This window comes from Pseudomonas sp. NPDC090752 (genome assembly GCF_055584805.1).
On sequence record NZ_JBVJLI010000001.1, the window covers coordinates 653,809 to 672,243 of the forward strand.

Consider the following 18,435-nt stretch of genomic DNA (forward strand, 5'->3'; position numbering starts at 1 on the left):
CTGATGGCGCCCATGGGGCCGAGCGCCGCGCGGGCGGCGCTCGGTCCCAAGAGCAGCAGAAGGGTCAGACGAGCACCCGGCACCCCCTCAAAACCGCGCCGTACTCACCGTGATATACCCCTTGTCCCCTAACCCAATTCGGATCACCGTCTCATCAGTTGACGCCTTGCGCTTCTGCTTGATACAGACCCCTTCGACTGCAACCGCACGCATGCGCTGGGCGATAGCGCGGCCGCAGGGGTCGAAGAACACCTCGCTGGCCAACAGCTCAATGCGCTCGACCAACTGCCGCGTGCGTTCGTCGGTGGCGCAGAAGAACAGCACCCCCGACAGGTGCGGATCTTCCTCTGGGTTGTTGACGTCATGGGTCAATAATTCGCGCAGGGTAGTGCGCAATTCGGCAGTGGTGCGGGTGTGTGGTTGCATGAGCAGCGTCCTTTGTATCTCGAACACCGATCATGTTTTCGCTTGACGGGCTCGACAAGTAAGACGTTTCCGAACGCGCAAGTAGGAATTTTCTGAAGATGTAGTATGGGGCTGTAGGCATCATTGCTGAGGCGCAATCGCGCCTGCCCCGGCCTTCGCCACCTGGGCATCCTGTTCGGGCTTGACCCCGGACACGCCGATGGCTCCAACCACCTGGCCATCAATGAGCAACGGCACACCGCCCTCCAGGCTGGTCAACAGGGGCGCTGTAACGAACGCGGTACGCCCGCCGTTGACCATCTGTTCGTAATCACGCGTCTCCTTGCGCCCCAGTGCGGCGCTGCGGGCCTTTTCCATGGCGATGTAGGCACTGGCCGGTGCGCAACCGTCCATGCGCTCCAGGCCCAACGGGTGACCGCCGTCGTCGACCACGGCAATGGTCACGTTCCACTGTTGCGCCTGGGCCTCGTGGCGGGCGGCGGCAAGCAGGCGGGTTACCTCGGTCTGGCCGATCACGGACTTGCTATGCATGGCGGTTCTCCTGGTTCAGGGCGGCTTCGACGATTTCGATCCAGTGCCTCACCGGCGTGCGGCCGGCACCGTCGAGGTGGGTCTGGCAGCCGATGTTGGCGGTGGCGATGACCTGCGGCTTGCCGCTTTCCAGCGCGTTGAGGCGGTTGTCGCGCAGTTGCCGCGACAGCGCGGGCTGGGTCAGCGAGTAAGTCCCTGCCGAGCCGCAGCACAAGTGGCCGTCCGCTACCGGGGTCAAGCTGAAGCCCAGGCGGGTCAGCAGGTGCTCGACCTGCCCACCGAGCTTGAGCGCATGCTGCAGGGTGCATGGGCAATGAAAAGCCAGGCGCTGTTCGGCGCACAGGCCCAGTTGCTCGACCGGCTCGTCGCGCAGCACCTCCACCAGATCACGCGACAGCGCGCTGACTCGGGCGGCCTTGGCAGCATAGTGCGGATCCTTTTCCAGCAGGTGGCCGTAATCATGCACGAAGGCGCCGCAGCCGCTGGCGGTTTGCACGATGGCTTCGACGCCCGCCTCGATGGCCGGCCACCAGGCATCGATGTTGCGCCGGGCGCGCTCTAGCCCACGTTCCTGGGCATTGAGGTGATAGTCGACTGCGCCGCAGCAACCAGCCTTAAGCGCCGGCTGCACGCTGATGCCCAGGCGGTCGAGCAGGCGTGCGGCAGCGGCGTTGGTATTGGGCGACAGCGCCGGCTGCACGCAACCTTCAAGCAGCAGCACTCGGCGGGCGTGGCGCAGCGGGGGGCGCACGCCGGGGGAGACCACCTGGGCAGGCAACTTGCTCTTGAGCGTGGCCGGCAGCACTGGGCGCAGGGCCTGACCGGTGCGGGTCAGCGCTTTGAACAGCGTTGGGCGCGGCACCACTGCGCGCAGGCCCATGCGCACCAGGCGCTGGCCAAGCGGACGGGGCACCTGCTGCTCGACCACCGCGCGGCCGATGTCCAGCAGGTCATGGTATTTCACCCCGGACGGGCAGGTGGTCTCGCAGTTGCGGCAGGTCAGGCAGCGGTCCAGGTGCAATTGGGTGCTGGCGGTGACCGGTTCGCCCTCCAGCACCTGCTTGATCAGATAAATGCGCCCGCGCGGGCCGTCCAGTTCATCGCCGAGCAGTTGGTAGGTGGGGCAGGTGGCAGTACAGAAACCGCAGTGCACGCACGCGCGCAAGATGCTTTCAGCTTCTTCGGCGCGGGCCAGGCGTTTGGCGCTGTCGCTCAGGTTGGTTTGCATGGCGTGGCCTCACAGGTCCGGGTACAGGCGGCCAGGATTGAACACACCCTGGGGGTCGAGTTGCTGCTTGAGGGCGCGGTGGTAGCGCATCAGCGAGGCGGGCAGCGGGGCGGTACTGTCATCGCCCAGGGCATAGCCGGTGACATGGCCGCCGGCCTTGGCCACCTGCTCGCGAATCTGCCCTGCGGGGGCCGTCGACTTCAGCCAGCGCTGCGCGCCGCCCCAGTCGATGAGTTGGCGGCCTGGCAGATCGAGGTCACCGGCCGCAATGGGTAGCGACACGCGCCACAGGGGTTCAGGCCCCTCGAAGAAAGCCAGGCGCTGCTCGCGCAGGTCGCTCCAGAAACGGCTGTAGAGCTCCTCGCCGCCCAAACGTTGGCGGGCCGACTGCACCGAGCCTTCACCGCCTTCCAGGCGCAGGCAGAGGGCATCGCCAGCATGGCAGGCGGCGCTGATCGGCAGCGGCTGCTGGCCCCATTCGGCGAGTTCGGCCAGCGCCTGGTGGCGGTCCATCGGCAGGCGCAGGCTCAAGGACTCTCGCGGGCGTGGCAGCACTTTCAGCGATACCTCGGTGAGCACCCCCAGGCAACCAAAGCTGCCGACCATCAGCCGCGACACGTCGTAGCCGGCAACGTTTTTCATCACTTCGCCACCAAAGCGCAGCAGCTTGCCATGGCCCGTAATGACCCGAGTACCGAGCACATAGTCGCGCACTGAGCCGGCCCAGGGCCGGCGCGGCCCGGACAGCCCGGCCGCGACCATGCCGCCGAGCGTGGCTGCGGGGCCCAGGTGCGGTGGCTCGCACGGCAGCATCTGCCCAGCCTCGAACAGCGCAGCCTCGATTTCCAGCAGCGGGGTGCCGCTGCGGGCGGTGAGCACCAGTTCTGTCGGGTCGTAGCTGACGATGCCGCGATGACTGCGGGTATCGACGATATCCGCGGCCACGGGCCTGCCAAGCATCGCTTTGCTGTTGCCACCCTGAATGCGCAGTGTGGTGTTCAGGTTCAACGCCTGGTTGACCTGCTCCAGCAGGTCCTGGCTGATGTCGCGATCCGTGCTCATCAAAAACGCTCCAGGTCAGGGAAGGGGAGTTGCCCGTGGTGCACATGCAGCGCGCCGAACTCGGCGCAGCGGTGCAGGGTGGGAATGTTCTTGCCGGGGTTGAGCAACCCTTGCGGGTCGAACGCCGCCTTGACCGCATGGAACAGCGTGATTTCGTCGCTGTTGAACTGGGCGCACATCTGGTTGATCTTCTCCCGGCCGACGCCGTGCTCGCCGGTGATGCTGCCGCCCACCGCCACGCACAGTTCGAGGATGCGCCCGCCGATCGCCTCGGCGCGCTCCAGTTCACCGGGCAGGTTGGCATCGAACAGGATCAACGGGTGCATGTTGCCGTCGCCGGCGTGGAACACGTTGGCCACGCGCAGACCGTATGCCTCGGACAGCTCGCTGATGCCCTTGAGCACGCGTGGCAGCTCACGGCGCGGAATGGTGCCGTCCATGCAGTAATAGTCCGGCGAAATACGCCCTACGGCTGGGAAGGCGTTCTTTCGCCCGGCCCAGAAGCGCACGCGCTCGGCCTCGTCGCAGGCCAGGCGCACTTCTCGCGCCCCGGCTTGCTGCAAGACCGTCGCTACACGGTCGCAGTCGTCCTGTACATCGGCCTCGACACCATCCAGTTCGCAGAGCAGGATCGCCGCGGCGACCACCGGGTAACCGGCGTGGATGAAGTCTTCGGCGGCGCGGATCGCCAGGTTGTCCATCATCTCCAGGCCACCGGGGATGATGCCGGCGGCGATAATCTCGGCGACGGCTCTGCCGGCGTCCTCGACGCTGTCGAAACTGGCCAGGAGCACCCGCGCCACCTGGGGTTTGGGTAGCAGCTTGACGGTGACTTCGGTGACGATGCCGAGCATGCCCTCGGAACCGGTGAACAGGGCCAGCAGGTCGAATCCTGGGCTGTCGAGGGCATCGCTGCCCAGGGTCAGGCGCTCGCCTTCGACGGTGAGGATTTCGACCTTGAGCAGGTTGTGCACGGTCAAGCCGTATTTCAGGCAGTGCACGCCCCCGGCATTTTCGGCGACGTTGCCGCCGATGGAACAGGCGATCTGCGAGGACGGGTCTGGGGCGTAATACAGGCCATGGGGGGCCGCGGCCTGGGAGATCGCCAAATTGCGTACGCCGGGCTGGACCCGGGCGAAACGGCCTTGCGGATTGACCTCGAGAATGCGGTTGAACCGTGCCATCACCAGCAGGATGCCCTTGGCCAACGGCAGCGCGCCGCCCGAGAGCCCAGTGCCGGCGCCGCGTGCCACCACCGGCACGCCACGGTGGTGGCAGAGTGCGAGGAGTGTCTGCACCTGCTCCAGGCGCTCGGGCAGCACCACCAGCAGCGGCACTGTACGGTAGGCCGAGAGGCCGTCGCATTCGTAGGGTTTGAGATCTTCGGCGCGGTGCAGGATTTCCAGGTCGGGCATGGCGTCGCGCAATGCCCGCAGCAAGGCGGGTTGGTCCACGGCAGGCAGCACGCCATCGATCCGTTCGTCGTAGAGAATGTTCATCAGGCTCACTCAACGGCAATTTTTGTTGTTGTGGGGTGCTCGTACCGGCCCTTTCGCGGGGCAAGCCCGCTCCCACAGGATTGTCACAGAGAGTACTTGTGGGAGCGGGCTTGCCCCGCGAAAGGGCCGGTTCAGGCGCTACATCACTCAGCCAGATGCCGGATCATCGCGACGGTTAGATACAGTCGAGGCGCCACACTGCTCAGCTCGATGTATTCGTCATCCCCATGCAACCCAGCCCCAACCACCCCCAAGGTCTCCAGCACAGCCGGCTTTTCGCTCCCTGGCACATAGGCATAGCCGGCATCGGTACCAAACCGCATGGCAATCGGTTCGATCTTGTGCCCAACCTCGCCATACAGCTGCTGTGCCGTCTGCGCCAATTTCGCCGAAGCCTCGTTGCGCGCCAGTGGCGGCCGGCCTTTCTCGAGGGTGACAGTGGCCTGAGTATCGGCCACCAACTGCTTCTTCACGATGCGCTGGGCGTCGGCCTGCACCCGGTCGGTCTCGCCCAGGTCCGAATAACGCATATCCGCTTCGGCCGTGGCTAGGGCCGGGATGATATTGGCTTTCTCGCCCGCCTTGGCCAGGGTCCAGTTCACCGTGGTGCCTTTGCTGGTATCGCCCAGTTCGTTGAGCTGAAGCAACTGGTGGGCCAGTTCGGTCAGCGCATTGCGCCCTTGCTCTGGCGCGGAGCCAGCATGCGAGGCACGGCCCTTGACCTCGAGCTTCAGGCGGTTGATGCCGTTGGTGGCGACTGTCACAGCGTCCTTGTCCGGCGGCTCGTAGGAGAACACGTAGTCATGCTTGCGGGCCAGTTCGGCGATGATCTGCTTCGAGCCGGCCGAACCCATTTCCTCATCCGGGTTGAACAGCACGGTGAGCGTGCGGTATCCCTTGAATTCCTGTTCCTGCAGCAGCTTGAGCGCATGCAGGATCATCGCCACGCCGCCCTTGGCATCGGCCACGCCCGGGCCGTAGGCGCGCGGGCCGTCGACGCGAAACGGTCGCTTGGCCACGGTGCCGGGCACGAACACCGTGTCGTAGTGCACCATCAGCAGGAAATCTTTGCTGCCAGAGCCTTTGAATGTGCCGACGATGTTGTCGCCCACCGAGGGTTTGGCGGGGTGGGTCTGGACCTCGGCACCCAGCGCCTTCAGGCGTTTGACCAACTCGGCGCTGACTTGCGTCAGGCCAGGTTCGGTACCGGTGCCGGTGTCGACGGACACCAGGGTCTTGAGGGTTTCAAGGTAGGCCGACTGTTCGCCCTGGGCCTGCTTGAGCAAGTCTTGGGGAGTGGGTTCGGCGGCGGTTGCCTGGGTACAGGCGATCAATAGCGCCAGGGCAATGGCGTGGGGAGGGCGGGGCAAAGGCATCGGTTCTTCCTTGTAGGGGTGAACCGTTGAGCCTAGTCCTTCAGCCGTGACCCTGCAGAATCAGTGCAGCCCTTGGCGGGGGACCGTGCCAAGGGCTACAACGGGCATCAATGGTGGGCCACTGGATCATCCTGGGACAGTATTGCCCGGGCCAGCTCTTCATCACTGGCCTGCAGGCCAGGGTTGTCCTTGCGAGCCTGTTCCAGCGCCGATTCCACATAGGCGCCACGAATCGCACCGCCACTGGCGACGAACGCAGACAGTTCGTCTTGGGCGGGGATGATCCGTTTGTCATCCTTGAAGGTCGAATACAGCGAGGCGGAGACACCCGCCGAGGTGGCGACGTCGCCCGCATCGACGCGGGCCAGGGCAGCACCGGCAGGCAGCAGGAGCAGCAGCGCAGGGGCGAGGAATAGGTGGCGCATATCGTGATCTCCAGTAGCGTGAAGCCCAAGGGAATTACCACTCAATGTTTAAGAGGGCGCGCGTGGGGTGGTAGTTCCCTTGGGGATGATCAAGCCAACTGGTACGTGGTCTTCACCCGGGTAAAGAACTGCCGCGCATGCGTGCCTTGTTCACGCGAGCCCAGGCTCGACGCGCCATTGCCGCCAAACGGCACGTGATAGTCCACCCCGGCGGTCGGCAGGTTGACCATCACCATCCCCGCCGAGCTGTTGCGCTTGAAGTGCTCGGCATGGCGCAGCGAGGTGGTGACGATGCCGGCAGACAGGCCAAATGCGGTGTCCTCGGCGGCGGCGAAGGCCTGTTCGTAGTCGCGCACCTTGAGCACGCTGAGCACTGGCCCGAAGATCTCTTCGCGGTAGATGCGCATGTCTGGCGTCACCTCGGTGAAAAGCGCCGGGGTGAAGAAATACCCGCCTGCTTCGTCTTCGATACGCTCGCCGCCGCACACCAGTGTTGCCCCCTGCTCCCGACCACTGGCCACGTACGACAGGTTTTGCTCCAGCTGCCGGCTGTCGACCACCGGGCCGATGTCGGTGCTGGCCTGCAGGGCGTCGCCTACCTTCAACGCGCGGGTGCGTTTCGCCAGGCGCGCGACGAAGGCATCGTGAATGCCTTCGGTAACGATCACCCGCGAACTGGCCGTGCAGCGTTGCCCCGTGCTGAAGAACGAGCCATTGAGCGCTACGTCCACCGCCTGCTCCAGGTCGGCGTCGTCGAGGACGATCAGCGGGTTCTTGCCACCCATCTCCAGCTGCACCTTCTTCATGCCCTCCGCCGCCAGCCTGGCGATCTGCCGGCCGGTGTTTTCCGAGCCGGTGAAGCTGATGCCATCGACCAGCGGCGAGCGGATGAGGGTATCGCCGACACTGCGCCCCGGCCCGATCAGCAGGTTGAACACGCCCGCAGGCAAACCGGCGCGCGAGATGATCTCGGCCAGCGCCCAGGCCGAGGAGGGCACCAGTTCGGCTGGCTTGAACACCACGCAGTTACCGAAGCACAGCGCCGGAGCGATCTTCCACGCCGGGATCGCGATGGGGAAGTTCCAGGGCGCGATGATGCCGACCACGCCCAGTGGCTGAGTGAACACGTCGATGCCGACGTCCTGGCGCACCGACTGGTATTTCTCGCCCTCGGCGCGCAGGGCTTCCTGGGCATAGAACTTGAACGAGCGACCAGCGCGGTCCACTTCCCCCAAGGCTTCGCGAACGATCTTGCCTTCTTCGCGAGCCAGCAGGGTGGCCAGTTCCTGGCGACGGGCGAGGATTTCGCTACCGATGAAGTCCAGTGCGTCGGCGCGCTGCTGCGGGTTGCTGCGCGCCCACGCCGGCTGTGCCCGGCGAGCGGCGGCGATGGCGTGTTCGGTCAGGGCCTGGTCAGCGCGCTCGAAGCGCTCGATGACCTCTGCCGGGTTTGATGGATTACGGTTTTCCAGTACATCGCTGCCGTTCGTCAGTGCGACGAAGGCACCGTCGACGTAACTGCTCTTGGTCACGTGGGTCATGCGCTACGAATCCTTTGCTGGGCACCCTGGCGGGCGATGAAATCGGTGATGTTGTCCACGGCGCTGTCCATCAGCTGTTGCATGGCGTCCTCGCTGCTCCAGGCGATGTGCGGGTTGAGCAGGAAGTCGTCGCGGTCGATCAGCTGGAACAGTGGGTTGCTCGGGTGCAGTGGCTCCTGCTCGACCACGTCCAGCGCCACACCGCCGAGGCGGCCATTGCCCAGGGCGTCGATCAGCGCTGCTTCGTTGACGATGCCGCCCCGGCCTGTGTTGACCACCAGCGCGTCGGGCTTCATCAGCGCCAGTTGTGCAGCGTCGATCAGGTTGTGGGTGTGCGCCGTCAGCGGGCAGTTGATCGACAGCACATCACAGCTGCGCAGCAACTCGGCCAGCGGCTTGCAATCAGTCCCGCGACGCTTGCCGCCACGATCTTCGAACCACACCTGCATGCCGAACGCACGCGCCAGCTCGGCCAGGCGCAGGGCGATCGGGCCGCTACCAATGATCGCCAGCTGCTTGCCGCGCACGTCGCGGATGCGGTGGTCGAAGTAGATGTTCTTGTACTCGGCCTCACCGGCATGTACCTGGCGCATCAGCCGAGTGAACGCGGCGGGGCGGCGGAACAGTTCGAGGATCATCGCCAGGCTGTGCTCGGCCACGGTGTTGGCGGCATAGCCCGGGACGCTGGCGACTTCGATGCCGTGCGCGTCGCAGTATTCGACGTCGACGATGTCGCGGCCGGTCAAGGCCAGCGAGATCATCTTCAGACGCGGCAACTGGCGCAGGTGTTCTTCGCGCAGCGGCACGCTGCAGGTCAGCGCCACGGTGGCGTCCTTCAGGTGTTCCAGCACTTGGTCGGGGTGGGTATAGGCGAACTGCTGCCAATGGTGCTGGCAATCAGGGCGTTTGAGTCGGGTGGAAGGCGCGAGGCCTTCGTCGTCGAGAAATACGATATGTTCGTTCACGCTGTCGTCCTTATTTTTTCTGCGCCGGGACGTAGCCGGCGGGCGCCATGCCGACCAGCTGGCGGGTGATGAAGCCGGCGTCCTGGTCGTGGTCCTCAAGCGATTCCTTGCGCACCAGGGCATCGCGCACCAGGTGCGCCCCGAAGAAGCGGAACGGCTCAGGGGGCAGCAGTTTCATCTTCTGGTCGACCAGGCCGCAGTTGGCCCACTCGTCATTGGCATGAGTGGCCAACGACTTGATGATGCGGCTGGCGAATACCGTGGTGGCCACGCCATTGCCCGAGAAGCCGATGCCGTAGCTGACCGTCTGATGCTGGTCGAGGTAGCCGAAGTTGGGCAAACCTTTCATGGCCCGGTCGATCGGCCCCGTCCAACTGCTAACCACCGGCACGTCCTGCAACTGCGGGTAAAGGCGACGCAGCTCGGCGGCGACTTTGTCGGCAGCCGGTGAGGGCTTTTCATACAGGTTGCCGATGCGCCCGGCGTAGGCGAACTGGCCCAGCGGCTTGCCGAACACCACCCGGCCATCCGGGGTGTTGCGCCAGTAGTTGAGTACGGTGCGTGAATCGGTCATGCATTCGCCGCCGCTGAAGCCGATGGCGTCGAGCTTGGCTTTGACGGGCGCGGTAGCGACCATGTCGCTGGACATGATCGCGATCATCCGACGCAGCTCAGGAAACTGAGCGCCCCAGGCGTTCAGGGCCAGCACCACATGGTTGGCCTTTACCTGACCTTTGGCAGTGTGGACCACCGGATGCTTGCCGCGCTCCAAGTGGGTGAATGGCGACTTTTCGAAAATCTGCACGCCTAGTTTCAGCGCCACTCGACGAAGGCCACGGGCCAGCATGGCAGGCTGCACAGTGGCGGCGTTAGGGTCGAAAATACCGCCCAACACCAGCGGCGAGCCGACGCGACCGCGGATGGTCTGGCGGTCCAGCTCTTGAAACGGGTTGACGTCGAGCTTCTGCAGGCCGTCGGTGAGCACGCGCCAGGAGTTCATCTGCCGCGGGTTGGTGGCCGTCCACAGCCAGCCATCCTTGCGGTACTGCGCATCGATGCCGTGCTCCTGGCAGAAGCTGCCGATCTCGTCGATGGCCGACTCGGCGGCCTCGCAGATGCGTCGCGCCTCAACGTCACCGCAGATGGTGCGTACCGACAAGTACTTGCCCCACCAGTTGGTAGCCACACCGCCGTTACGGCCGCTGGCCCCGGAGCCGCAGCGGTCACGCTCGACGATGACGATGGTTTTCTCCGGGTGCGCCTGTTTCAGGCGGATGGCCGACCACAGGCCAAGGAAGCCACCGCCGACGATGCACACGTCGGCTTGAATCGAATCCTGCAGGGCAGGGGCAAGGTCGCTGTCCAGGTCCAGCGCCTGGGCATACCAGAATCCACGGTACATGAGGGGTGCCTCTGAGCATGTTGTTTTGTGTCTACATGATGCTCAGCGCTGCCTGGGGGCCGATATTACAGTCATGACAATTGATAGAACGGCCACGCCTTTTGTCATGGATTTACTATTTGTCGTGCCGCATATGATATGCCGGACGCCGGGCACCCCCTACAATGGCGTTATTCAGCAGGTCATGAGGCCGACGTCCATGGTTGCCCAACAACAATTACAACAGCCGCAGGCGCCCCAGTTACCGCCCCAGGTCAAGCCCGAGCTGCGCGTCGGCTTCGTGCTGATGAACCAGTTCACGCTGGTGCCCGTGGCCGGGCTGGTTGACTCGCTGCGGTTTGCCGCCGACAAGTCGTTCCGCAGCCAGCAGGTCTACTGCCAGTGGGACTGGATGACCCTCGACGACCAGCCGATCAGCGCCAGCTGCGGCATGCCGATTTCGCCGACCAAACCGCTCAACCTGTTCGGCCAGTACGACTACATCGTGTTGGCCGGCGGCCTGTTGGGTGAAACCCGCGACCCGCCGGCCTGGCTGCTCGACGCCCTGCGCGATGTGCACGCGGCGAACATCCCGATCATCGCCTTGTGTTCGGGCTCGTTCGTGCTCGGCAAGGCCGGCCTGCTCGACGGCCGGCGCTGTGCGGTGCATTTCACCTTGCGCGACGAGTTTCGCGAGCGCTTCCCGCAGTCGACCATGGTCATCGACAAGAGCTACGTGGATGACCGCGGCATCATCACCTGCCCGGGCGGCACGGCCATCGACCTGGCCGCCAACCTGATCCGCCGTCACTGCGGCGCGGTGCGGGCACAAAAAGGCCTGGAGTACCTGCTTGTGGAAGAACGCGCCGAAGCCGAGAGCCAACAGGCCGCCAGCGACAGTGTGTACCAGAATGACAGGGTGCAGCGGGCGATTGCCTTCATGCGTGCCAACCTCGACGCGTCCATGACCCTCAAGGCGGTGGCCGAAGCGGTGGGCACCCACCCACGGCAGCTGCACCGCGAGTTCGTTGCCAATACCCAGGAGCCGCCTGCCAACTACTGGCGCAAGCTGCGCCTGGACCATGCGCGCAGGCTGCTGGTGAACACCAGCCAGAACATCACCACCATTGCCTTGGCCTGCGGTTTTTCCGATGCGTCGCATTTCATCTTGTGGTTCCGCAAGCAGTATGGCGAGACGCCGTACAGCTTCAGGAAGCGCCGCCATGAGGTGGAGCGCTTTGACTGGCACGGCGACAAGGTGGGCCTGGATCCCGAACTGTAAGCGCTTGGAACAAACTTGTGTGGGAGCGGCCTTGTGTCGCGAAAGGGCCGCAAAGCGGCCCCGGGAATCTCAAAGCTGCCCGAACGCCTGAATTTCGATGCGATAGTCCGGCGCCGCCAATGCAGCCCCCACACACGCCCGCACTGGCGGCTGGTCACCTACCCAGGCGTCATACACAGCATTCATCGCCGCAAACTCGCCCATGTCAGCCAGCCAGATCTGCATCCGTGTGAGATTGCTCTTGCCGGCGCCGACCTGTGCCAGCCATTGCTCCAGCTGAGCCAGCACGCAGCGCGTCTGGGCGGCAATATCACCGGGCTCAAGGGCAACGATCCCAGAGGTCTCGATGCGGCCATCCACCAGCACCATCTGGCTGGCACGCGGGCCGGGGTTGATACGTTCGATCATCAGCGGCCTCTTAGAACAGCACGTAGGTCTTGCGCAGGGTCTCGCGGATTTCCCACACCCCCTCGCAGTTTTCCGGGAACAGCACCGCATCGCCGGCACGCAGTTCCACCGGCTCGCCGCCGTCGGGGGTGAATATGCAGTTGCCGCTGACGATGTGGCTGAACTCGCGGTTCTTCAGGTGGCGGCGGAAAGTGCCAGGGCTGCTTTCCCACACGCCGATGCTGGCGCCCACGGCTTCATCGGTCTGGTCCTGGGCGGTGGCGGCCTGGGCGACCGGTTCACCGATTGGCAGGCGGGCAGGGGCAGGTGCGCCGAGTGGCGAGGCGGCGGCGTTGCGGACAACGGTCAGTAGTTGGCTCATGAATCAGCTCCTTCAGGCTTTACGGGCAACAGGTTTGTAAGCGGTGGACGGTGCAGGATCGGTGCTGCCAAGGGCGGCGGCCTGCTGCAGGTCGAGCTGGCTGGTTTCGGGTGCCAGCCACCAGGAAATCAACGCCCCGAACAACGAGATGATCGCGGCTGCGAACATGGTGTTGGCAACGCCATAGGCGGCCAGCGAGATGGGCACCAGGTAGGTGCCCACCGCAGCGCCGATGCGCGACAACGAGGTGGCCAGGCCCACGGCCGTGGCGCGGATTTCGGTGGGGAACAATTCGTTGGGGTAGACGTATTCGAGCACCTGGGCACCGCCGATCAACACCGCGTAGGCGCCGAACAACACCAGCACGGTGGTGGGCGAGGCGTCCGGGAACACGCCCAGCAGCACCAGCGACAGGCCCGACCAGAGGAAGCTGTGGATCAGCATCTTGCGCCGGCCCAGGCGGTTGATCAGCTTGGTCGCCAGCAGGCAGCCGAGGGTGAACAGGACGGTGATGGCGATCGAGCCGTAAGCCGCCCAGTCGCCGGTCAGCTTCAACGCCTGCAGTACTTTCGGAGCGAATGCATAGATGGCGAACAGCGGCACGATGGCGCAGGTCCAGAACAGCGTGACAAAGGCCATGCGCTTGCCGTAGCCGGAGTGGAACAGCGACCACACCGACACTGGTTGCTGATTGGCAGGCTCGGGCAGGTCGGCGATGGAGTAGTCCGGGCCGTAGACTTTCTTGATCACGGCATCCGCTTCAGCGGTCCGGCCCTTGCTCAGCAGCCAGCGCGGCGATTCCGGTGTGCCGCTGCGGGCAATCAGGAACAACGCACCCGGCACCAATGCACTGGCCAGCACCCAGCGCCAGCCTTCTTCGCCACCCACGCGCAGCAGCAGCTCACCGACCAGGTAGGCCACGGCGGCACCGGCGAACCACATCAGCACCATCGCGGCAAGCAGCGGCCCACGCTGTTTGCGCGGCAGGAACTCGGCCAGTAGCGAGGTGGCGATCGGGTAATCGGCGCCTACGGCGATACCGATCAGCAACCGCCAGGCAAACAGTGCCCAGGCCGATTCGACCCAGAATTGCGCGACCGAGAAGCCGACGATGGCGATCAGGTCAACCAAGTACAGCACCTTGCGCCCGTACTTGTCGGTGAACCAGCCACCCAGAAAACCACCCAGGAAAACGCCGATCAGGGCGGAAGCGGCAATCAGGCCTTCCCAGAAGGCCGACAGTTGCAGGGCGTGGGTGATCTGTAGCATGGCCACGCCGATGATACTCAGCACGTAGCCGTCGAGAAACGGGCCGCCGGCGGAATAAACGGTGAGTTTGCGGTGGAAGGCGTTTAGCGGAGCATCTTCCACAGAGCGTTTTGCAGCGGTCATTCGGTTTACCTCTTGTTGTTATCTGGCGCACGGGCGCTGCGGCACTATTGCACTGCTCTGGAGCGGCTCCCTATAACGGTTGGGACGGGTTATGGGATGCCTTGGCCGGGCGTGCCGAAGGCTTATGCAAGTTGTCATGGGCGTTCTAGAGCGGGGCGGCGAAGCGGCGCGACCATCTGCAGAACAATCACAACAAAGGAACCTTGCGCATGCTCCGCCCCTCCCTGAAAACCCTCGACGGCGATCACTACGACGTCGTGGTCATCGGCGCCGGCGCGGTCGGTTGCGCCGCCGCCCGGCAATTGGCTGCGCGCAACTTTCGAACCCTGCTGGTGGACCGAGGCGACATCGGTGCCGGTACGTCGTCACGCTCCAGCCGCATGCTCTATTCGGGGTTGGGCTACCTGGCGGCGCGCTACCCGCTGTGGCAAATCCCCTTGCGCCCCTTCGACATGTGGCAGCGGCTGCGCTACACCCGCGAGGTGATGCGTTGCCGTGCCGAGCTGGTCCATGACATGCCGGGCCACCTAAGCAAACACCGCTTCCATTACCCGTTCCGCAAGGCTGATCGCTACCCGCCATGGCTGGTGGACATGGGTTTTCGCCTGGTCGAGGCGCTGGGTGGCTGGAAGGTGCCGCTGGCCTACCGGCGCCAGTCGTCGCAGCAGGCTGCAGGCGATAGCGCTCTGGCGGCGGGGCTGGGTGGGCCATTGCGTGGGGTCGGGGTGTTCGAGGAATACATGTATGCCTGGCCGGAGCGCATTTGTGTCGATACGGCGCTGGACGCGCAATGGCGCGGCGCTACGCTGCGTACCTATACCCGGGTCAGCCAGTTGCAGCGCACGCAAGATCAGTGGCAGCTGACACTCGACGAGCAGGCGCCCGAGGCGCAGGGGCAGGCACAGGTCACGGCGAAGGTGGTAATCAATGCGGCCGGGCCTTGGGTCGACCGTATTTCCGGTGCTGCGGACAGCGGGCCGCGGGTGTTGGGCATCAAGGGTGTCAACGTAATGGTGCGCCTGCCCGAAGGATACCGTGGCCAAGGCCTGGAGGCGTTTTCCAGCAAAGGTGAGCCGTACTATGTGTTCCCCTGGCGCGAGTTCCACTTCATAGGCCCAACCGAATCGCACTTCACGGACGATCCGGACACCGTGCGGGTGGAGGACGGTGAGATCGACTACATACTCGCCGAGGCCAACCAGCTGTTCCCCGACCTGCATCTGACCCGTGCCGATGTGCAGCACTGTTGGTGCGGCGTACGTCCGACCTCTACCCTGGACGGGCGCAACAGCCACCTGCCAGTGCGGTTGAGCGAGGCGGCCGGCAAGCCGGGCCTGCTGACCCTGACGGGTTCGACCATCATGCTGCACCGTCACGCAGCGCGGGTGATCGCCCGTGGTGTGGAAGCGCGGCTGGGAAAGCGTGGCCAGGGGCCCAAAGGCATGATCGAGCGGGAGCGTATCGAGGGTGAGGACATTGCCCGGATCATTGCGCGGGAGCATGTGGTGCGGTTGGTGGACCTCGTGCGTCGGCGCTTGCCCTGGGGGCTGGACCCGGATCTGGGGCGGGCGCGGGTGGAGCAATTGTCGCATCGGGTGGCGGCGGTGATGGGGTGGTCGGAGGTGCGGCGGCAGGAGGAATTGAAGCACTTTGAGGACGATACGGCTCGGGTGTATCGGCAGCTCTAGTTTGATGTTGTGACAACCGGCCTCTTCGCGGGCAAGCCCGCTCCCACAGGATATGCGGTGAACCCCATCCTGTGGGAGCGGGCTTGCCCGCGAAAGGGCCGGCTGAGGCGAAAACTATCGGGACCGCGTCAACAAAGCATCCAGCACCACCTCACACGCCGCCCCCCAACTGGCCCCCACCGGCTGATGATTGAGCACCGCCAAACCATCGGCCGTAAACGTCCCCGGCGTGGCAATCTGCTGCCCCAGCGTCTTCAGGCTGGAATCAGGTTGCTGTTGGGCACTGGCGATGCAATCCTGCAGATTCCCCAGCACCAACGCCCGCGCCTCGGCAGCCGGCAGGCCCTTGTCGGTCAGCCATTGCTGCAGGTCGTGCAACAGGAAGTAGAACCAGCCATTCATGCACGCCGCCACCGTGGCCAGCTCGAACGCGGCCTCATCCTCAAGTACCACCAGAGTCCCCAGCGGCCCCAGGCTTTGCTCCGTGAGCGGATCCGGTGGGCACACCACCACGGTGGACTGGTTGTACTGCGCCGCATACGACAGCATCACGCGCACGCACTGGGCGTGAGGAAAGGCCGCGCGCAACTGCTCCAAGCTCACCCCGGCGGCCAGCGAGACCAGGCGCTGGCCAGGCCGCAGCTGTACCTCATCCGCCAGCTGCGCCAGTGATTCCGGCCTCACGCCGACTATCACCAGATCAGCTTGGTCAACGACCGCCTGATTGCTCTCCAGCACCACGCAACGCTGCCCAGCCGCCAGCGCCTCGGCGCGCTCGGCATTGCGTGGCGACAGCACGATCGCGCCGTCAAAACCGCTGCGGCGCAGGCCAATCACCACTTTTTCGGTCAGCTCGCCAACCCCGAGAATTCCCAGGCTTTGCATGATGCCTCCTTGTCAGCTTTCCAGGCCGGCGCGACGCTGGCCCCAGTGCAGGTTGAGGTTGACGCCCACGCTCAGCAGCGGTTCTGGCGGGTTGCGGTTCGGCCCCTCGGAGCCGAGCAGAAAATCGATCAGCTCGTCACGCTCACCACTCAGCCAGTCGGCCAGCAAGGTGCCGGTGGCGGTGCCGCGGGTGATGCCCAGGCCATTGCAGCACAGCGCTGCATGCACATTGGGCGCAAGGGTGCCGAAGTGCGAGAGGTGGTTGCGTGACAGGCACATCGAACCGCCCCAGGTGAATTCGAACGGCAAGCCCGCGAGCATCGGGAAGCGCCGCTCGAACGACGCGCGGTGCTGGCGCCCGGCGCGCTGCAGGTGGCGCGGGTTGGCACGGCCGTCGGCATTGAAGCTGAAACTGTTGCGCACCAACAGGCGCTGGTCCGGGGTGCGGCGCAGGGTGCTGCCGAACGGGTCGGCGGGGATGATGCCCCAGGTTGCCTTGCCACCCAGACGGGCCTGTTCCGCTTCAGTCAGGGGGCGGGTCATGCTGGCATAAGTGAAGATCGGCAGCAGCCGGCCAGGGAGGAAACCGAAGTACGAGGCGAAGGCGTTGTTGGTCAGCAACAGCTGGTCGGCGACGATCTCACCGTTGGCGTGCTTGAGGGTGATGCGCTTGCCCTGTTCGATGCGGGTAATGGTGGTGTGCTCGTACAGCGTGACATTGCCCGGCAGGCTGTCGGCCAGGCCCTTGGCCAGTGCGGCCGGCTGCAGCAACTGGGTGCCCGGGGTGTACAGCGCCTTGCGGTAGAACGAAGTGCCGAAATGCTCGGGCAGGTCGCGGGTGTCGATCATCTGGTAGGGCTGGCCGAGTTTTTCCAGGCCGCTGCGGTAAGCTTCGAGCACCGCCAGGCCCTTGTCTTCGACGGCAGCCTGGTACTTGCCATCGGGGCGGATCTGGCAGTCGATGCCATGTTGGTTGATCAGCCCGCGCAGGATGGATTGTGCGCGCAGGTTCAACTTGAGGTTCATCCGCGCCGTGGCCAAGTCGCCGATGTAGTCGGGGGCGCCGATATCGTGTGGCAGGTCGATGGCAAAACCGGAATTGCGCCCGGAGGCACCAAACCCGACCTCTTGCGCTTCGATCAGGATCACCTCGTCGTCGGGGTGATGAAGCGCCAGTTGCCGTGCGGCGGCAAGGCCGGTGAAGCCCGCGCCGAGCACCGCCCAGCGTGCTTCGCTCCGCCCCCGGTGCGGTGCACGTGGCTGGCGCTTGGGGCTGAGGTGGAACCAGCCGCAACCGTTGTCGTCCGCGGGGGTGGAGGTGTGTCTGTACATGGGCGTTTATCCGTGTTGTTTTCTCCACTGTCGCACGGGTATTTGTTTCGGGCATATAACGGCTGAGACGGGTACTGGAATGTTCTGTCAGTCGGGCGCACGTCGATAGAGGGGGCGTGGCGTGCTGGGGTCCAGTTCCGTGAGCTTGCTGCCGGCCGCCTTGAAACCCGCGCGCTCGGCCAGGCGTTGGCTGGCCTGGTTGTCGATATCGGTGGTCAGCCACACCGGCGTCGCGATGGCATCCAGCAAATGGCTCAGCGCTTCACGCAGCAGGCCCTGGCCGCTGAACGCCTGACTGGCCCAATAGCCCACCTCGTACTCGTCATTTCCTGGGCGCAGGCCAATGCAGCCGATCACGGCACTGCCATCCGGCTGCAGGATGAAAAAGCGCTTTTCGGCTGCAGGGTCGAGAAACTCGCTGGCGCTCAATTGCAGGCTTTCGCATACTTCTTCCAGCGTCCAGTCGGGCTTGGCCCAGGCCAGGAAGGGCTGGTGCAGGGCATAGCTGTCGAGCAGTGCCTGGCGCAGGTGTGCGGCAAGTGCTGGGTCGGGGCGGACCAGCCGGGTGCGAGGCGTGGACAGGGTGCGGGGAAGAGTGGGGTAGGGCATGTGGCCATCCTGGCTGAGTCGTTAGGGCATCTAAGCATACTTTC

General features: G+C 64.8%; 18 protein-coding genes. 2 read left to right on the plus strand and 16 right to left on the minus strand.

Features of this window, described 5'->3' with window-relative positions; all coding sequences use genetic code 11:
- Positions 1–87: 87 nt before the first annotated feature.
- The 10 genes from ACZ6YA_RS02830 to ACZ6YA_RS02875 all read right to left on the minus strand — a co-directional run bounded on the left by ACZ6YA_RS02830 (position 88) and on the right by ACZ6YA_RS02875 (position 10,455).
- Positions 88–426: a hypothetical protein gene (locus ACZ6YA_RS02830; protein ID WP_465895263.1), complete on the minus strand. Its 339-nt coding sequence runs from the start codon at positions 424–426 to the stop codon at positions 88–90.
- A gap of 120 nt (positions 427–546) precedes the next feature.
- Complete coding sequence (locus tag ACZ6YA_RS02835) at positions 547–957, minus strand: heme-binding protein (RefSeq protein ID WP_465895264.1); 411 nt, start codon at positions 955–957, stop codon at positions 547–549.
- Entirely contained in the window at positions 950–2,185 is a 1,236-nt protein-coding gene (glcF, locus tag ACZ6YA_RS02840; protein WP_465895265.1) for a glycolate oxidase subunit GlcF, read from the minus strand. Before glcF ends, ACZ6YA_RS02835 begins: the two co-directional genes overlap by 8 nt.
- 9 nt (positions 2,186–2,194) lie before the next feature.
- Positions 2,195–3,247: a glycolate oxidase subunit GlcE gene (glcE, locus tag ACZ6YA_RS02845; protein ID WP_465895266.1), complete on the minus strand. Its 1,053-nt coding sequence runs from the start codon at positions 3,245–3,247 to the stop codon at positions 2,195–2,197.
- Positions 3,247–4,746, minus strand: coding sequence for a glycolate oxidase subunit GlcD (glcD, locus tag ACZ6YA_RS02850; protein WP_465895268.1), 1,500 nt, complete (start codon positions 4,744–4,746; stop codon positions 3,247–3,249). The genes glcE and glcD overlap by 1 nt, the downstream gene beginning before the upstream one ends.
- A gap of 143 nt (positions 4,747–4,889) precedes the next feature.
- Complete coding sequence (locus ACZ6YA_RS02855; RefSeq protein ID WP_465895270.1) at positions 4,890–6,122, minus strand: M20/M25/M40 family metallo-hydrolase; 1,233 nt, start codon at positions 6,120–6,122, stop codon at positions 4,890–4,892.
- A 107-nt stretch (positions 6,123–6,229) separates the two neighbouring features.
- Positions 6,230–6,547, minus strand: coding sequence for a DUF2388 domain-containing protein (locus ACZ6YA_RS02860; protein ID WP_465895271.1), 318 nt, complete (start codon positions 6,545–6,547; stop codon positions 6,230–6,232).
- 89 nt (positions 6,548–6,636) lie between these two features.
- Positions 6,637–8,088, minus strand: a complete 1,452-nt coding sequence (locus ACZ6YA_RS02865) for an aldehyde dehydrogenase family protein (protein WP_465895272.1) — start codon at positions 8,086–8,088, stop codon at positions 6,637–6,639.
- Positions 8,085–9,053 carry an NAD(P)-dependent oxidoreductase gene (locus ACZ6YA_RS02870; RefSeq protein WP_465895274.1) on the minus strand — a complete coding sequence of 323 codons (969 nt, stop codon included), beginning with the start codon at positions 9,051–9,053 and terminating at the stop codon, positions 8,085–8,087. The genes ACZ6YA_RS02865 and ACZ6YA_RS02870 overlap by 4 nt, the downstream gene beginning before the upstream one ends.
- Before the next feature lie 10 nt (positions 9,054–9,063).
- Positions 9,064–10,455: an NAD(P)/FAD-dependent oxidoreductase gene (locus ACZ6YA_RS02875; RefSeq protein WP_465895275.1), complete on the minus strand. Its 1,392-nt coding sequence runs from the start codon at positions 10,453–10,455 to the stop codon at positions 9,064–9,066.
- A 199-nt stretch (positions 10,456–10,654) separates the two neighbouring features.
- Between ACZ6YA_RS02875 and ACZ6YA_RS02880 the strand changes: the two genes are divergently transcribed.
- The gene (locus ACZ6YA_RS02880) at positions 10,655–11,716 is read left to right on the plus strand and encodes a GlxA family transcriptional regulator (protein WP_465895278.1); all 1,062 of its coding nucleotides are present in this window, start codon (positions 10,655–10,657) and stop codon (positions 11,714–11,716) included.
- Positions 11,717–11,785: 69 nt separating this feature from the next.
- On the opposite strand, the gene ACZ6YA_RS02885 is transcribed toward ACZ6YA_RS02880, so the two are convergent.
- From ACZ6YA_RS02885 to ACZ6YA_RS02895, 3 genes are read right to left on the minus strand one after another with little or no spacing between them, the layout of a single operon-like run.
- On the minus strand, positions 11,786–12,124 hold the full coding sequence (locus tag ACZ6YA_RS02885) for a RidA family protein (RefSeq protein ID WP_465895280.1): 339 nt from the start codon (positions 12,122–12,124) through the stop codon (positions 11,786–11,788).
- A 10-nt stretch (positions 12,125–12,134) separates the two neighbouring features.
- Positions 12,135–12,485 (minus strand): cupin domain-containing protein, encoded by a 351-nt coding sequence (locus ACZ6YA_RS02890; RefSeq protein WP_465895281.1) that lies wholly within the window; start codon positions 12,483–12,485, stop codon positions 12,135–12,137.
- Between the two features lie 12 nt (positions 12,486–12,497).
- Complete coding sequence (locus tag ACZ6YA_RS02895; protein ID WP_465895283.1) at positions 12,498–13,877, minus strand: MFS transporter; 1,380 nt, start codon at positions 13,875–13,877, stop codon at positions 12,498–12,500.
- A gap of 209 nt (positions 13,878–14,086) precedes the next feature.
- Between ACZ6YA_RS02895 and ACZ6YA_RS02900 the strand changes: the two genes are divergently transcribed.
- The gene (locus tag ACZ6YA_RS02900) at positions 14,087–15,565 is read left to right on the plus strand and encodes an FAD-dependent oxidoreductase (RefSeq protein ID WP_465895284.1); all 1,479 of its coding nucleotides are present in this window, start codon (positions 14,087–14,089) and stop codon (positions 15,563–15,565) included.
- Between the two features lie 114 nt (positions 15,566–15,679).
- On the opposite strand, the gene ACZ6YA_RS02905 is transcribed toward ACZ6YA_RS02900, so the two are convergent.
- The 3 genes from ACZ6YA_RS02905 to ACZ6YA_RS02915 form a co-directional block, all read right to left on the minus strand.
- Positions 15,680–16,450: an NAD(P)-binding domain-containing protein gene (locus ACZ6YA_RS02905; RefSeq protein WP_465895285.1), complete on the minus strand. Its 771-nt coding sequence runs from the start codon at positions 16,448–16,450 to the stop codon at positions 15,680–15,682.
- Between the two features lie 12 nt (positions 16,451–16,462).
- Entirely contained in the window at positions 16,463–17,782 is a 1,320-nt protein-coding gene (locus ACZ6YA_RS02910; RefSeq protein ID WP_465895287.1) for an NAD(P)/FAD-dependent oxidoreductase, read from the minus strand.
- 87 nt (positions 17,783–17,869) lie between these two features.
- Entirely contained in the window at positions 17,870–18,391 is a 522-nt protein-coding gene (locus tag ACZ6YA_RS02915; protein ID WP_465895288.1) for a GNAT family N-acetyltransferase, read from the minus strand.
- Between the last annotated feature and the right edge of the window lie 44 nt (positions 18,392–18,435).

Excerpts from the sequence above, each read along its gene's own strand:
- glcF (WP_465895265.1), bottom strand. The coding sequence starts at position 2,185 with ATGCAAACCAACCTGAGCGACAGCGCCAAACGCCTGGCCCGCGCCGAA.
- ACZ6YA_RS02915 (WP_465895288.1), bottom strand. The coding sequence starts at position 18,391 with ATGCCCTACCCCACTCTTCCCCGCACCCTGTCCACGCCTCGCACCCGG.
- ACZ6YA_RS02890 (WP_465895281.1), bottom strand. The coding sequence starts at position 12,485 with ATGAGCCAACTACTGACCGTTGTCCGCAACGCCGCCGCCTCGCCACTC.
- ACZ6YA_RS02880 (WP_465895278.1), top strand. The coding sequence starts at position 10,655 with ATGGTTGCCCAACAACAATTACAACAGCCGCAGGCGCCCCAGTTACCG.
- glcD (WP_465895268.1), bottom strand. The coding sequence starts at position 4,746 with ATGAACATTCTCTACGACGAACGGATCGATGGCGTGCTGCCTGCCGTG.
- ACZ6YA_RS02905 (WP_465895285.1), bottom strand. The coding sequence starts at position 16,450 with ATGCAAAGCCTGGGAATTCTCGGGGTTGGCGAGCTGACCGAAAAAGTG.
- ACZ6YA_RS02860 (WP_465895271.1), bottom strand. The coding sequence starts at position 6,547 with ATGCGCCACCTATTCCTCGCCCCTGCGCTGCTGCTCCTGCTGCCTGCC.
- ACZ6YA_RS02855 (WP_465895270.1), bottom strand. The coding sequence starts at position 6,122 with ATGCCTTTGCCCCGCCCTCCCCACGCCATTGCCCTGGCGCTATTGATC.
- ACZ6YA_RS02835 (WP_465895264.1), bottom strand. The coding sequence starts at position 957 with ATGCATAGCAAGTCCGTGATCGGCCAGACCGAGGTAACCCGCCTGCTT.
- ACZ6YA_RS02910 (WP_465895287.1), bottom strand. The coding sequence starts at position 17,782 with ATGTACAGACACACCTCCACCCCCGCGGACGACAACGGTTGCGGCTGG.
- ACZ6YA_RS02900 (WP_465895284.1), top strand. The coding sequence starts at position 14,087 with ATGCTCCGCCCCTCCCTGAAAACCCTCGACGGCGATCACTACGACGTC.
- ACZ6YA_RS02830 (WP_465895263.1), bottom strand. The coding sequence starts at position 426 with ATGCAACCACACACCCGCACCACTGCCGAATTGCGCACTACCCTGCGC.
- glcE (WP_465895266.1), bottom strand. The coding sequence starts at position 3,247 with ATGAGCACGGATCGCGACATCAGCCAGGACCTGCTGGAGCAGGTCAAC.
- ACZ6YA_RS02875 (WP_465895275.1), bottom strand. The coding sequence starts at position 10,455 with ATGTACCGTGGATTCTGGTATGCCCAGGCGCTGGACCTGGACAGCGAC.
- ACZ6YA_RS02865 (WP_465895272.1), bottom strand. The coding sequence starts at position 8,088 with ATGACCCACGTGACCAAGAGCAGTTACGTCGACGGTGCCTTCGTCGCA.
- ACZ6YA_RS02885 (WP_465895280.1), bottom strand. The coding sequence starts at position 12,124 with ATGATCGAACGTATCAACCCCGGCCCGCGTGCCAGCCAGATGGTGCTG.
- ACZ6YA_RS02895 (WP_465895283.1), bottom strand. The coding sequence starts at position 13,877 with ATGACCGCTGCAAAACGCTCTGTGGAAGATGCTCCGCTAAACGCCTTC.